Origin of the sequence: Micromonospora sp. NPDC047074 (genome assembly GCF_040643815.1) — a bacterium.
Lineage (GTDB): Bacteria > Actinomycetota > Actinomycetes > Mycobacteriales > Micromonosporaceae > Micromonospora.
Map to the genome: position 1 here is coordinate 32,772 of NZ_JBEYVB010000015.1, position 13,159 is coordinate 45,930.

Sequence of the window (13,159 nt, forward strand, 5' to 3'; positions counted from 1 at the left end):
CCCGCAAGCCACCATCAGGAAGCATGTGTCGGGTAGACGCGGCGGACGCCGTCGGCGTCGCTGGCGCGGGTCCTCGACGGCAGCCGGAGCATGGCGGCCGGCTGATGGTGGCGCCGACCCGACCGGATGAAGGTGGGCGGGTCGGCAAACCGGGCCACGTGCTGGACTTCGCCCCCCTCCCGTCCCGCCGGGGATCGGTCGGCGAAGACGGGCTGAGGGTTCAGCTGGTCAGGTCGCGGCGGTTGAAGGCGGCGGTGGCGAGGACGACGAGTACGCCGATGGTTGCGGCGAGGATGCCGAGGTCGGTCCATTGGAAGCCGTTACGTAGCGGCTCGTTGCCGATGTAGTAGTGGAACGGGGAGAGGTGGCGGAGGCCGTCGGCGTCGAGTTGGGTGGCGAAGGTGTTGGCGGCGTAGGCGAGGACGCCGACGACGGTGCTGCCGGCGAGTGCCGTGGCGCGGCTGCCGGTGGCGGCGCCGATGGTGATCGCGATGGCGCCGAAGAGGGTGCACAGCAGTGCCAGTGCCAGGGACTGGGCGGCGAACTGGCCGATGCTGCGGCGCGGCAGATGGTTCCCGCCGCCGCGGTAACTCTTTGTCACCTACACGGGAAGGTCAGGCCGCCGCGTCCTGACGGTGGCGGGTCGATCCCGTGGACGGTGGCGGCAGCAGCCGCAGTCCGGGCACCGGCACCTCGCCCTCCGTAAGCCGCCACCGACGCCCGCCGGGCGGACCCGCTCGGCGGGGCCGCCCGGCGCTCCGTGGCTGTGGGACATGGCCACGACGATGACGTATCCGGCGAGCAGTGTCGGCGTGCGGGTCAACGTGCACCGCCAGGTACAGCCAAACGTGCACAGCGTCGTAAGAGATGGCAGGCACTACCGAGCCGCGAGCAGGCTGGCGGGTTCCGCGGACCCACGGGAACGGGCGTGCGGCTGTCGTGACGTTCCGTTACCGGCGAGCCGGGTTGCGGCAGCCACCCTGGCACTGCGCGCAGAACACCACCCAGGTTGGTCGCGGCCGCATCCGCATCCGCATCCGCGCCGAATTTGACAGCCCTATAGATAGCGGTTATCTATTAGCGATCCATCTGGAAGGGTTGCCCGGGTGCAGGACGTGGTGCTGGCCATGCTGGCGAAGGAGCCAGCGCACGGATACGAGCTGCGCAGCCGGATGCGCGACGCGCTCGGCCCACTCGGCGAGGCGATGAACGCCGGGCAGATCTACGTGACGCTGAACCGGCTGGCCAAGGCCGGACTGGTGACCTCGGAGCGGGCCGAGGGCCTGCCGGACCGGCCCGACCGGCGGGTCTACGCGCTGACCCCGGCAGGGCAACAGCGAGTCGCCGCCTGGCTGACCGAGGTGAGCTGGCCGAAGCCCGACCTCACGGAATTCCATCTCAAGCTGGTGGCCGCCGCAGCCGCCCGGTTGGCCGATCCAGTGGCCCTGGTCGACGCTCAGCGGCGCGAGGTGCTGCGCCGGCTGCGCGACACCCAGCGGGCCGCACTGGACCGGTCGGTGGACCCGGTTGCCGGATTGCTGCTGGAGGGTGTCGTGCTGCGACTGCGGGCCGACCTGGAGTGGTTGGAGGCGTGCGAACGCATGTGGACCGTGGGTGATCGGCCTGGGCGGAGGGCGGAAGCGTGACCGGATCGACGGTACTGCGAGCGCGCGGACTGACCAGGCAGTATGGCCGCGACAGCGGGCTGGTGCGCGCGGTAGACGAGGTCGACCTGGACGTACCCGCCGGACAGACGTTGGCGATCATGGGCCCGAGCGGCTGCGGCAAGTCCACCCTGCTACACCTGCTCGGCGGGCTGCAACGCCCGACCGGCGGGCAGGTGTGGCTGGCTGAGCACCGGATCGACACGATGAGCGAACGGGCCCTGGCCCGGCTGCGGCGCGATCACGTCGGGTTCGTCTTCCAGTCGTTCCATCTCATGGACGAGCTCACCGCGGTGGAGAACGTCGAACTGGCCGCGCTGCTAACCGGCCAGTCACCGGGGCGGGCCCGCAAGCGGGCAATGTACCTGCTCGACCAGGTCGGGCTGGCCGACCGCGCCGCGCACCTGCCCTCGGCGCTGTCCGGTGGGCAGCGCCAGCGCGTCGCCATCGCCCGCGCGTTGAGCAACGAGCCGCTGGTCGTGCTGGCCGACGAACCCACCGGCAACCTTGACAGCGCCGCCACCCTGGAGGTGCTGCGGTTGTTCGAAGAGTTGCGCGCCGCAGGACAGACCCTCGTGGTGGTCACCCACGACGCTCGCATCGCTGCGGTCGCCGACCGGGTGATCTCCATGCGTGACGGCGCGTTCGCCGACGACAATCGATTCGCCAGCACCGCCACCGGCACCGTTTACGACGGGCGGCGCTGAATGTCCGGCCGCCTCTTGCTCGTCTGCCGGCTGCTGATGCGGGACCTGCGCCGACGCCGAACCGAAACCGTCCTGCTCCTGGCCGCCATCACCGCCGCCACCGCCACGCTGACCCTCGGTCTGGCCCTCAACGAAATAGCCCACCGGTCATACCAGCAGACCCGGACCGCCACCGCGGGCCCGGACGTGATCGTGACACCCCGTGCCACCAGCCAGGCCGCGCTGGACGAGCTCGCATCGATGACCACCGCAGCCGGCGTCACCGACCACAGCGGCCCCTTTCCGATTGCCTACCTGACGATGACGGCCCACGGCAGGTCCGCGCACGTCGTCGTCGAGGGCCGGGACGACGCACCCGTATCGGTCGACCGGCCCGCTGTTACCGACGGCACCTGGGTACGCCCCGGCGGTGTGGTCGTCGAGCGCTTCTTCGCCGACGCCCTCGGCATCCGCACCGGCGACACGGTCAGCGTCGACGGCCATCCGCTGCGCGTGATCGGGACCGCAGTCACCGCCGCGAGAGCGACGTACCCGTACGCCAGATGGCACTACCCGAACAGCGTCCTGGTCGAACGCGGCGGCTTGGTCTGGGTCGACCGCAGTGACATCGCCACGCTTGCGGGCAGCCAGCCGCTGTCGTACACCCTCAACCTCAAACTCGCCGACCCGGCGGCCAGCTCCACGTACACCGTCGGCCCCCACCTCACCACCTGGCAGGAGATCGGCCATCTCAACGGTCGGCTGTACAGCGACGCGCGGATGGTGCTGCTCGTCGGCAGCTGGCTTCTCAACGGCCTTGCGCTGGCGGGCGTCGCCGGCATCGTCGCGGGCCGGATCATCGGCCAGCGCCGTCGGGTGGGACTGCTCAAGGCCGCCGGCGCCGGACCGGCCATGATCGCCGCCGTCCACCTCGCCGAGTATCTCGTGATCGGGCTTACCGCCGCCGTCACCGGTTTGGCCGCAGGCTGGTTCGCCGCACCGGTGCTCATCCGCCCCAGCGCCGGACTCATCGGCTCCGTCAACGCCCAGCCGCCCGGGCTGCGCACGGCGATCGCCGTCACGGCCCTCGCCCTCACGATCGCTGTGGCGGCGACTCTGGTACCGGTGGTGCGCGCCGCCACCACCAGCACCGTCCACGCGCTGGCCGACGCTGCAACGCCACCGCGACGCCGGCGGTGGCGTATCTGGCTGTCGCGGCGGCTGCCCACCGCCCTGCTGATCGGGGTACGCATCAACGCGCGCCGGCCGCGCCGCGCCCGGCTGGTCACGGTGAACACCCTGATCACCACGACCGCGCTCGTCGCCATCCTCACGGTAAACACCCAGGTGGTGCAGTTCGACCTCGGCTACACGGAGCTCGCCAATCCCCGGGTGGAACGGGGCGAGCAGGCCACGCTCGTGCTCGCCGTCGTGCTGTGCATTCTTGCGCTCATCAACGCCGTCGTGAGCACCTGGACCGCGGTCCTCGACGCCCGGCAGCCGCTGGCCGTAGCGCGGGCGCTCGGCGCCACGCCCGCGCAGGCCGGCGTGGGCCTGGCGCTAGCGCAACTGCTTCCCGCCATACCTGGCGTCGCCGTAGGGATTCCGGCCGGCATCGGGCTTGTTGCGTCCGTCAGCACCGGCGAGGTCCAGTACCTACCCGGTTCCTGGCTGCTCGCCACCGCACTCGGAGTCCTGCTCGCCATCGCCGCGCTCACCACCATCCCCGCGATGGTTGCCACACGGCGCCCGGTCGTGGACACACTCCAGTCCGTACCGACCTGACAGCCGTCAACGGCGGTAGTGCCGCCGCCGCCCCGGTCGTGTCGTCAGCGTGGGCCGTGCAGGAGTGCGCCGTGTAGGACGGCGGACGGGGCGGCGCCGAGGGTGAGTGGGTCCGGTGTGACGTTGGCTGCGGCGAGGAGGTCGCCGAGGGTGGCGATCATGGCGCCGTTGTCGGTGCAGAGTCGTGGTGAGGGGACTCGTAGCCGTACGCCGGCCGTGCGGCAGCGTTGTTCGGCGAGTGCGCGCACGCGGCTGTTGGCGGCGACGCCGCCGACGAGCAGGAGGGTGTCGGCGTGGTGGTCGCGGCAGGCGGCGAGGGCCTTGCGGGTGAGGGTGTCGGCGACGGCCTCCTGGAAGGAGGCGGCGACGTCGGCTGTCGGAACTGGCTGGTCGCGGCGTTGTTCGACCCAGCGGGCCACCGCGGTCTTCAGGCCGGAGAAGGAGAACCGGTAGGGCGGGTCGTGTGGGCCGGTCATCGGTCGCGGGAAGGTGATCGCTTGGGGGTCGCCGTCGCGGGCGATGCGGTCGATGGCTGGGCCGCCGGGGTAGGGCAGGCCGAGCAGACGGGCGACCTTGTCGAAGGCCTCTCCGGCGGCGTCGTCGACGGTGTCGCCGAGGTGGATGACCGGGTCGTGGGCGAGGTCACCGAGGAGCAGCAGGCTGGTGTGGCCGCCGGAGACGATCAGTGCGACGCAGCGGGCGGGTAGGGGGCCGTGTTCGAGGATGTCGACGGCGGCGTGGCCGGCGAGATGGTGCACGCCGTAGAGGGGCACGCCGAGGCTGAGGGCGTAGGCCTTGCCGGCGGCGAGGCCGACCTGCACGGCGGTGGCGAGGCCCGGGCCGGCGGTCGCTGCGACGGCGTCGATGTCGCCGAAGCCGATGCCGGCGCGGTCGAGGGCGTGCCGGACCATCGGGGTGATGGCGTGCAGGTGGGCGCGGGCGGCGATCTCGGGTACGACGCCGCCGAAGCGGGCGTGCTCGTCCATGCTGGTGGCCAGGGCATCGCCGAGCAGGACGCCGTCGGCGACGATGCCGACGCCGGTCTCGTCGCAGGACGTTTCGATGCCGAGGACGACCGGCATCGTCAGTTGCCCTCGCGGGCGCTGACGCCGACGCCGGGGTGTTCGGTGCTGGCGGCGAGGATCTGTTTGCGCTGTTTGACGGGGAGTCGGTCGACGTAGGCGAGGCCGTCGAGGTGGTCGACCTCGTGCTGGAAGCAGCGGGCGAGGGTGCCGGTGCCGTCCAGGCGGATCGGCTCGCCGTGCAGGTCGACTCCGGTGACGGCGGCGGTGGCGGAGCGGGCCAGGTCGGCCTGTTGTCCCGGGACGGACAGGCATCCCTCGGTGTCGGTCACGAGTTCCCGGTGCTCGGGTAGGTGGAGCACGGGGTTGACCACGTGGGCGATGGTGTGGGCGCCGGTGGCGTCGGGGCAGTCGACGACGAAGATCCGGGCGTCGACGCCGACCTGGTTGGCGGCCAGTCCGACCCCGTGGGCGGCGTACATGCTGGCGAACATGTCGGCGACGAGCGCGGCGAGCGCGTCGTCGAACACGGTCACCGGGGCGCACCGGCGGTGCAGCACCGGGGTGCCGTAGCGGGTGATCGGCCTCGCGGTGCCGCCGGCATGCCTCTCCATAGCTGCCCATTCTATGCAGTTACATATACATGGCAGTAAGGCTGGGAAGGAGTGTGGCGTCGGTGGCACCTGGCCGAGTGCCAGAGCTGGGCCAGCGGGGGTGTCGGTCCGGGCGGGGGCGCCTGCTGTCTGGCGCGGTGGGCGCGTACATGGGTGCGGGTGGCGCACCGCGCGGAGCAGAATCGGCGGACTCGGTTGCTGCTGTCGTCGAGGAACGCGGTCCGGCATCGCGGTTCCGCGCAGACGCCGAGCCTGTTGATGCCCCGCTCGCACAGCCACGTGGCGAGTCCTCACACGGCGGCGGCAAGATACTCGGCCGAGTAGGGGGTGCCGGGGGCGGCGACGTGCATGTGCCAGTCGTCTGCCGAGGTGCCGGAGTTCGATGGCCGGACCCGGTACCTGCCCAGCATGTCGTTGAGCCGGTCTACCGCCTGCGGCTCTCGCCCCGCCGCCACGTTGTCGAACACCTCGCGCAGGTGACGCGAGGCTATCCGCAGCGCGGACAGGTCGGCTTCCGTGACGGCGTCGCGTAGCCGAGGCTGGTCCGCCAGCAGCGCTCACATGCTGCGGAGATCGTCGAGTCGCGCGTTCGCCAGGGCTACCGCCCGCATGGCCAGTCGGTGGCTGTCGGCCAGGCCGCTGCGGTTGCTCACCCCTGTCCCGCGTGAGTTCGACGGGCGTGTCGGCCCGACCGACGCCGCAGCCGTGGTTGACCGTTGCCCGGCTAGCCGGGTTGTCAGTGAGTCGTTGTCCGGCACCGCCTACACCGTCCGTAGACGACGACACCCGTGGGATGCCCACTGGGATCCGCCTCGATGCCGGCGGCTCGTGCGGCGGCGACGCTCGCCGCGACCGCCGCGGCTGGCAGTTGTCGGATGTCGCCGCAGCCCGCGCAGACGGCGTGGTGGTGCGCGTCGTCGGCGAGCCCGAAGGTGACTGTCCTGCCGACCGGCACGGTGTGTGCGATGCCGAGCTCGACCAGTTGGGCCAGCACCCGGTGCACCGTGGAAAGCTCCACCGTCAGGCCGCGGGCGAGTAGCGCGTGGTGCAGTCGGGTCGCGGTGAGATGCCCCTGGTCGCCGACCGCGCGGGCGAGCTCGTCAAGTATCGCCCGGCGTGCTGCGGTGTTGCGCAGGCCCGCACGACGCGAGCGCCTCAGCGCGGCGTCCACCCGGTCGGCTCCCGATGTGCTCAATCGCCACTCCTCCGCGCACACGCACCCCTAGTGTTGCAAGATAGTGGCAACAGCATCAGCTTGGCAGCAACCTGGAGGAGTTCTGATGGCGGTCTACAACCTGCCGGATCTGCCCTACGACTACGGCGCGCTGGAGCCGGCCATGTCGGGGCAGATCCTGGAGCTGCACCACGACAAGCACCACGCCGCGTACGTCAAGGGCGCCAACGACGGCCTGGACCAGCTCGCCGAAGCCCGCGACAAGGGCGACTTCTCGACGCTCGTCGGCCTGGAGAAGACGTTCGCCTTCAACCTGTCGGGTCACGTGCTGCACACGATCTTCTGGGGCAACCTGTCCCCGGACGGCGGCGACCGCCCGGGCGGGGAACTCGCCGCCGCGATCGACGAGCATTTCGGCTCGTTCGACGCGTTCGCCGGGCAGCTCTCCGCCGCCACGAAGAGCGTGCAGGGCTCCGGATGGGGAGTCCTGGCCTGGGAGCCGCTGAGCCAGCGGCTGATCGTGGAGCAGGTGTACGACCACCACGGCAACGTCGGGCAGGGCTCCACGCCGCTGCTGGTCTTCGACGCCTGGGAGCATGCCTACTACCTGCAGTACAAGAACGTGCGGCCCGACTACGTGGACCGGCTGTGGAACCTGGTCAACTGGTCGGACGTGATCGCCCGCTTCGACGCCGCCCGCGCCACGACGCCGAAGATCTGAGCGGGCGTGACCGGGCCCACCCCGGCTGCGGCGGAGCTGCTCCAACGGGCCGCCGGGGTCATCGCGGCCAAGCACCGCGGTGACCTCGGCGGCGCCGAGGAACTGCTCGCCGCGTTCGGCACCGAGCAGGCCAAGACCCTCGGCTTCTACCTGCTGGCAGACCTGAGTCTCGGACTGCTCCGGGCGCAGAGCGGCCAGTCCATGGACAACCTCGTACGAGAGTTGTCCCTGCTCGTCGCCTCCACCGCCACCGCCGCACCACCCGAGACCTGACCCCGGGAACTGGTCCACCGGTCGGTGTCGCCGGCACGCCATGCCGGCGACACCGACCGGATCACCGACCCTGCAGCCCAGGCGCCCGCACGGCTGACCTACTGTGGGGTACCCGAAACACCCTCACCCTGCTGCCAATAAGCTGTAGCTGCAAACTATAGGCAACAAGGGGGCGTTGGTGCGGACGGCGGAGATTAAGCGACGCTTCCTGGCGCACTTCGAGGCCAACGGACACACGGTGGTGCCGTCGGCGCCGCTGCCGGCGATCGCGGACCCGAACCTGCTGTTCATCAACGCCGGCATGGTGCAGTTCGTCCCCTACTTCCTCGGCCAGCGCGCCGCGCCCTACCGGGCCGCGACGTCCGTGCAGAAGTGCATCCGGACGCCGGACATCGACGAGGTCGGCAAGACCTCCCGGCACGGCACGTTCTTCCAGATGAACGGCAACTTCTCGTTCGGCGACTACTTCAAGGCCGGCGCGATCCCCCTGGCCTGGGAGCTGTCCACCACACCGGTCGAGCAGGGCGGCTTCGGGCTGGACCCGCAGCGCATCTGGGCGACGGTCTACCTCGACGACGACGAGGCGTACGACCTGTGGCTCAAGACAGGCGTGCCGGCGGAGCGGATCGTGCGCCGCGGCAAGGCGGACAACTTCTGGTCGATGGGCATCCCCGGTCCGGCCGGCCCCTGCTCCGAGCTGTACTACGACCGCGGCCCCGCCTACGGCCCCGAGGGCGGCCCGGAGGTCGACGAGGACCGGTACCTGGAGTTCTGGAACCTCGTGTTCATGCAGTACGAGATCGCCGACGTGGCGTCGAAGACCGACTTCCGCATCGTCGGCGACCTGCCGAACAAGAACATCGACACCGGTATGGGCCTGGAGCGCATCGCCTCCATCCTGCAGGGCGTGGACAACCTCTACGAGATCGACGAGGTCCGTCCCATCCTGGCCAGGGCCGCCGACTTGACCGGCAAGCAGTACGGCGTGCACTCCGGGCAGGCCGCCACCCAGTCCCACCCCGACGACGTACGCCTGCGGGTCATCGCCGACCACGTCCGCACCTCGCTCATGCTGATCGGCGACGGGGTCACCCCGTCCAACGAGGGCCGCGGGTACGTGCTGCGGCGGATCATGCGACGCGCCATCCGCGCCATGCGGCTGCTCGGCTGGCACGACAGGGCCCTGCCTGAACTGCTGCCCGTCGCCCGCGACTGCATGGCCCCGTCGTACCCCGAACTCGCCGCCGACTTCGACCGGATCTCCTCGGCCGCCTACGCCGAGGAGGACACCTTTCTCGGCACGCTGCGCGCCGGCACCACCATCCTCGACACCGCCATCACGGAAACCAAGAAGGCCGGCCGCTCCGCCCTTGCCGCCGACAAGGCCTTCCAACTGCACGACACGTACGGCTTCCCGATCGACCTCACCCTGGAGATCGCCAACGAGCAGGGCCTCACCGTGGACGCCGACGGGTTCCGGGCCCTGATGACGGAGCAGCGCGCCCGCGCGAAGGCCGACGCGAAGGCCCGCAAGACCGGCCACGCCGACCTGTCGGCGTACCGGACGGTGCTCGACGCGAACGGGCCCACCCGGTGGTTGGCCTACGAGACGCTCGACACCGACTCCCGGATCGTCGCGCTCTGGTCCGGCGGTGCGGCGGTCGGCGCCGCCCACGCCGGCGACATCGTCACCGTCGCCTTGGACCAGACCCCGTTCTACGCCGAGAGCGGCGGCCAGGACTCCGACGCCGGCACCCTCACCGGCCCGAACCTGCGCGCCGAGATCATCGACGTGCAGCGGCCGGTCAAGGGCCTGATCGCGCACACCGTCCGGATCCTCGACGGCACCCTCGCCGTCGGCGACGCGGTACACGCCGCAGTCGACCCCGAATGGCGCGTCGGCGCCCGCCAGGCACACTCCGGCACCCACGTCGTACACGCCGCGCTGCGCCAGGTCCTCGGCCCGAACGCCTTGCAGTCCGGCTCGTACAACCGGCCCGGATACCTGCGCCTGGACTTCGCCTGGCGCGGCGGACTCTCCGACGCCACCCGCAGCGAGATCGAGGAAGTCTCGAACCTGGCGATCCGCCGCGACCTGCCCGTCAACGTCCGCTACCTGCCGCTGGAGCAGGCCCGCAGCGAAGGCGCCCTGGCCCTGTTCGGCGAAACCTACGACGACTCCGTTCGGGTCGTCGAGATCGGCGGCGCATGGTCCCGCGAGCTGTGCGGCGGCACCCACGTCACGCACTCCGCGCAAATCGGCTCCCTCGCCGTCACCGGTGAATCGTCGGTCGGCGCCGGCCAACGCCGCATCGAAGCCGTCACCGGGATCGAGGCGTTCCGCTACCTCGCCCGCGAACGCGACCTCGTCACCCAGCTCGCCGCCCAGCTCAAAGCCCGTCCCGAGGAACTGCCCGACCGCATCACCACCCTGCTGGCACGACTCAAGCAGACCGAACGCGAAGCCAACGACCTACGCGGCCGGCTCATCGACCTCGACGCCGACACCTACGCCGCCAACGCCACCGACCTCGACGGCATCGCGTACGCCGGCATCACCACCACCGGCGACGCCCGCCGCCTCGCCGAGAAGGTCCGCGACCGCCTCGGCCGCCGCCCCGGCGTCGTCGGTGTCGTCGCCGGCGCGAGCATCGTCGTCGCCGTCACCCCCGCCGGCGTGCAACGCGGCCTGTCCGCCAACGACCTGATCAAACACCTCCTGGCCGGGAAAGGCGGCGGCAACGCCGGGTCCGCCCAGGGCAAGGCCAACGCGGAACCGACCGAACTGCTCGACCGGCTCCGGGACCTCACCCACGCGACATGACACCTGACGCCGCGAACCTGCTGACCGGGATGCAACGCGCCGTCGGGATCGTCGCGGCCCGCCACCGCGGCGACCTCCCCGGCGCCCGGGCGCTCGCCGACGCGTTCACCGACGACGCCGAACGCGCCCACGCCTTCCTCCTGCTCACCGAACTCGCCCTCACCATCACCAGCGACCACACTGGTAGGGACCTGCCCACCATCGTCCGGGAGATCTCCCTGCGCATCGCCGCCCTCGCCGCCGCCGACTGACCGCCCGCACCCACCACCCCCGGTGCCGTCGCCACAGGTCGGGCACCCGCCGAAAGGAACCCATGAGCGCCGGCACCGTCGTTAGTTCCCCCGATGGCAGCGAGGTCGTGCTCGGCGAGGTCGGCCAGCGGGTCCTGCTCGCCAACTCCCGGGTACGGGTCTGGGAAGTGGCCCTTGCTCCAGGCGAGTGCCAGCCCTGGCACCTGCACCACAACCCGTACCTCGTGCTCTGCCTCGACACCTCGGCCTGCCGCATGGACTGGCTCGACGGCAGCCCACCCCGACACATCAACGAACAGGTGGGCGGCGCCATCTACCGGCCCGTCTCCCCGGTACACATGCTCACCAACCAGGGCCACAGCCTGTACCGCAACCGCCTCATCGAACTCCTCGACCTCGGCGAGGAAGCCTCGGGACAAGCACTCGAAACCCCGCTAGACACGAGCGACGGCTGGCCCGAGGAAACGCCCGAGGGCGTAGCCCTGACCACGGTCCTGGACACCGACGACGTACGCGTCCAGCGCCTCACGACTCGGCCCGATGACGATCACGTATGGCGCGCCGGACTGGTACCCATGCTCGTCGTCGACCTCACCGGCGGCATGGACGTCGACACACCGCCACGACCCGCAGTGCGCTACCTCCATCCCGGCGAGACTCACCTCATCCGGAACCCGACCCGCACACTGATCGACACCCAGATCGTGGAGCTGCGTTACCTGCGCGCTACGTCAACCGGGCCGTAGCGGCAGCCGCGTCACGACCAGCCGTCAGCCCCAGGTATCCGTCGTGCCGACCGCTGCACCACGTTCTTCATCAACGCGACCCTGCTGCGCACGCGGTCGTCGGCGACAGGTCGGCGTGGCGACGAGCGCAGTGGGCTCGGATGGTCCTGTTGGCATCAAACGGCAGCCTGGGCACTTGACTGGTTGTGGTCACGGCCCTGGTCACAGGCTTGATGTCACAGAAGGGAAAGCTGCCGAATGGGTCGGCATCGCGGTGCCGACCACTGTCAAACTGTCCCGAATTCTGCATTTATCGGCATGGTCCAACACGGCGTGACAGAACTGTTAGGTAACTGGGGGTCAAGGGGTCGTCGGTTCGAATCCGGCCGTCCCGACTCAGGTCAAAGGGCTGACCCGGAAATCGGGTCGGCCCTTTCGCCGTTCTGGGGACCAAGATCAGTCAAGTTGGAGCGTGCCTAGCGCTGCTTGACGGTTGGTCAATTTTCAGGTGGCTACCCGGGTCATCTGCCGAGTTGTTCGTCTTCTGGATCAAGGCGCCGCGCAAGCGCGGCGCGTCCGCTCGAGTTCGGCCTGCTGGCGGCCTCCGGCCGGCATCGGCCGACGCGGCGGGTATGCCTCCTCATCGTGGATGTACAACTACGTCGTGGATACTGCGGTGCTGAGGCAGGCGCTGGACGACGTTTTCGACCAGGCATTGGTGTACCACGGGTTTACCGACTACATGCGTGACTATGAGGTCATCGTGTATGCCACTGCGGACCCGCGCACCGGAATCACGCCTGCCTACCTTCGTTACCTGTTCCGGTACTGCGTCGAGGCGAGCTGCAAAACGACTGTAGCGCCGCCCACTTGGCGGGAGTCCCTGGACGACCGCCTCATCGACCATGAGACCGGCGTCGACCTGGACGGCTACGTATGGGGCGTGAAGTGGCACTCTCTCTACCCGGGCGCGCAGGTGGTGGACGAATCGCCTGTGGCGCACAGTTGGGCCGAAGCGATCGGTATCGAGTTCCATGAGGTGCGGATCGAGTCCAATGCTCACGCCCTCACCCTGATCTTCTCTGACTTGCAGGTCAGTGAACTGCCGCACGGATACAGCCCGTTCGTGGCCGGCGAGGACGTCTAGCCGACGGCGGCCCGGCGATTGAAGTCCACGGCCCGTTGCCGAGCCGCAGCCCGCGCATATTCCGGTCCTCGTCCGGATCCTGTACCGGCGGCATGGCCGGAACGCGCAATGCCGTGACGATCGCGTGGGTGGTTGGCTGTCGTTGTATCTGGGGCGATCGCTGCCGCGCCGCTTCGCGGCTTGCCATCGGGGTGCCGGGGTTCAGTCGCGCGGAAAGCTGGCTACACGGCAACCCGCCCCGGCCCGAGAGGCCGGGGGGCGTAACCCGCACGC

General features: G+C 70.2%; 15 protein-coding genes. 9 read left to right on the forward strand and 6 right to left on the reverse strand.

What is annotated here, in order from left to right; translation table 11 throughout:
• Positions 1-220: 220 nt before the first annotated feature.
• Positions 221-601 (reverse strand): hypothetical protein, encoded by a 381-nt coding sequence (locus ABZ809_RS19575; RefSeq protein ID WP_357563958.1) that lies wholly within the window; start codon positions 599-601, stop codon positions 221-223.
• Positions 602-1,106: 505 nt separating this feature from the next.
• Between ABZ809_RS19575 and ABZ809_RS19580 the strand changes: the two genes are divergently transcribed.
• The 3 genes from ABZ809_RS19580 to ABZ809_RS19590 all read left to right on the forward strand — a co-directional run bounded on the left by ABZ809_RS19580 (position 1,107) and on the right by ABZ809_RS19590 (position 4,135).
• Positions 1,107-1,646, forward strand: a complete 540-nt coding sequence (locus ABZ809_RS19580; protein ID WP_357563959.1) for a PadR family transcriptional regulator — start codon at positions 1,107-1,109, stop codon at positions 1,644-1,646.
• A gap of 62 nt (positions 1,647-1,708) precedes the next feature.
• Complete coding sequence (locus tag ABZ809_RS19585; RefSeq protein WP_357563961.1) at positions 1,709-2,371, forward strand: ABC transporter ATP-binding protein; 663 nt, start codon at positions 1,709-1,711, stop codon at positions 2,369-2,371.
• On the forward strand, positions 2,372-4,135 hold the full coding sequence (locus tag ABZ809_RS19590; protein WP_357563963.1) for an FtsX-like permease family protein: 1,764 nt from the start codon (positions 2,372-2,374) through the stop codon (positions 4,133-4,135).
• 44 nt (positions 4,136-4,179) lie between these two features.
• Here the strand turns inward: ABZ809_RS19590 and tsaD are convergent, their stop codons facing one another.
• The 5 genes from tsaD to ABZ809_RS19615 all read right to left on the reverse strand — a co-directional run bounded on the left by tsaD (position 4,180) and on the right by ABZ809_RS19615 (position 6,966).
• The gene (gene tsaD, locus ABZ809_RS19595; protein ID WP_357563965.1) at positions 4,180-5,217 is read right to left on the reverse strand and encodes a tRNA (adenosine(37)-N6)-threonylcarbamoyltransferase complex transferase subunit TsaD; all 1,038 of its coding nucleotides are present in this window, start codon (positions 5,215-5,217) and stop codon (positions 4,180-4,182) included.
• A gap of 2 nt (positions 5,218-5,219) precedes the next feature.
• On the reverse strand, positions 5,220-5,771 hold the full coding sequence (gene def / locus ABZ809_RS19600) for a peptide deformylase (RefSeq protein WP_357563967.1): 552 nt from the start codon (positions 5,769-5,771) through the stop codon (positions 5,220-5,222).
• Positions 5,772-5,782: 11 nt separating this feature from the next.
• Positions 5,783-6,046: a CGNR zinc finger domain-containing protein gene (locus tag ABZ809_RS19605; protein WP_357564060.1), complete on the reverse strand. Its 264-nt coding sequence runs from the start codon at positions 6,044-6,046 to the stop codon at positions 5,783-5,785.
• A 15-nt stretch (positions 6,047-6,061) separates the two neighbouring features.
• Entirely contained in the window at positions 6,062-6,238 is a 177-nt protein-coding gene (locus tag ABZ809_RS19610; RefSeq protein ID WP_357563968.1) for a hypothetical protein, read from the reverse strand.
• Positions 6,239-6,507: 269 nt separating this feature from the next.
• Positions 6,508-6,966: a transcriptional repressor gene (locus ABZ809_RS19615; protein WP_357563969.1), complete on the reverse strand. Its 459-nt coding sequence runs from the start codon at positions 6,964-6,966 to the stop codon at positions 6,508-6,510.
• 85 nt (positions 6,967-7,051) lie between these two features.
• Between ABZ809_RS19615 and ABZ809_RS19620 the strand changes: the two genes are divergently transcribed.
• The 6 genes from ABZ809_RS19620 (at position 7,052) to ABZ809_RS19645 (ending at position 12,886) form a co-directional block, all read left to right on the forward strand.
• A complete protein-coding gene (locus tag ABZ809_RS19620; RefSeq protein ID WP_357563971.1) occupies positions 7,052-7,666 on the forward strand; it encodes a superoxide dismutase in 615 nt (204 codons plus the stop codon).
• A gap of 6 nt (positions 7,667-7,672) precedes the next feature.
• Positions 7,673-7,939, forward strand: a complete 267-nt coding sequence (locus ABZ809_RS19625; RefSeq protein WP_357563972.1) for a superoxide dismutase — start codon at positions 7,673-7,675, stop codon at positions 7,937-7,939.
• Between the two features lie 178 nt (positions 7,940-8,117).
• A complete protein-coding gene (gene alaS, locus ABZ809_RS19630; RefSeq protein ID WP_357563973.1) occupies positions 8,118-10,763 on the forward strand; it encodes an alanine--tRNA ligase in 2,646 nt (881 codons plus the stop codon).
• On the forward strand, positions 10,760-11,014 hold the full coding sequence (locus ABZ809_RS19635; RefSeq protein WP_357563974.1) for a superoxide dismutase: 255 nt from the start codon (positions 10,760-10,762) through the stop codon (positions 11,012-11,014). Before alaS ends, ABZ809_RS19635 begins: the two co-directional genes overlap by 4 nt.
• Positions 11,015-11,076: 62 nt before the next feature.
• Positions 11,077-11,760: a hypothetical protein gene (locus tag ABZ809_RS19640; protein ID WP_357563977.1), complete on the forward strand. Its 684-nt coding sequence runs from the start codon at positions 11,077-11,079 to the stop codon at positions 11,758-11,760.
• A gap of 628 nt (positions 11,761-12,388) precedes the next feature.
• On the forward strand, positions 12,389-12,886 hold the full coding sequence (locus tag ABZ809_RS19645) for a hypothetical protein (protein ID WP_357563978.1): 498 nt from the start codon (positions 12,389-12,391) through the stop codon (positions 12,884-12,886).
• Positions 12,887-13,159 lie beyond the last annotated feature (273 nt).

Coding starts and splice junctions, on each gene's coding strand:
- ABZ809_RS19635 (WP_357563974.1), top strand. CDS start 10,760: ATGACACCTGACGCCGCGAACCTGCTGACCGGGATGCAACGCGCCGTC.
- ABZ809_RS19590 (WP_357563963.1), top strand. CDS start 2,372: ATGTCCGGCCGCCTCTTGCTCGTCTGCCGGCTGCTGATGCGGGACCTG.
- tsaD (WP_357563965.1), bottom strand. CDS start 5,217: ATGCCGGTCGTCCTCGGCATCGAAACGTCCTGCGACGAGACCGGCGTC.
- ABZ809_RS19645 (WP_357563978.1), top strand. CDS start 12,389: ATGTACAACTACGTCGTGGATACTGCGGTGCTGAGGCAGGCGCTGGAC.
- ABZ809_RS19620 (WP_357563971.1), top strand. CDS start 7,052: ATGGCGGTCTACAACCTGCCGGATCTGCCCTACGACTACGGCGCGCTG.
- ABZ809_RS19640 (WP_357563977.1), top strand. CDS start 11,077: ATGAGCGCCGGCACCGTCGTTAGTTCCCCCGATGGCAGCGAGGTCGTG.
- def (WP_357563967.1), bottom strand. CDS start 5,771: ATGGAGAGGCATGCCGGCGGCACCGCGAGGCCGATCACCCGCTACGGC.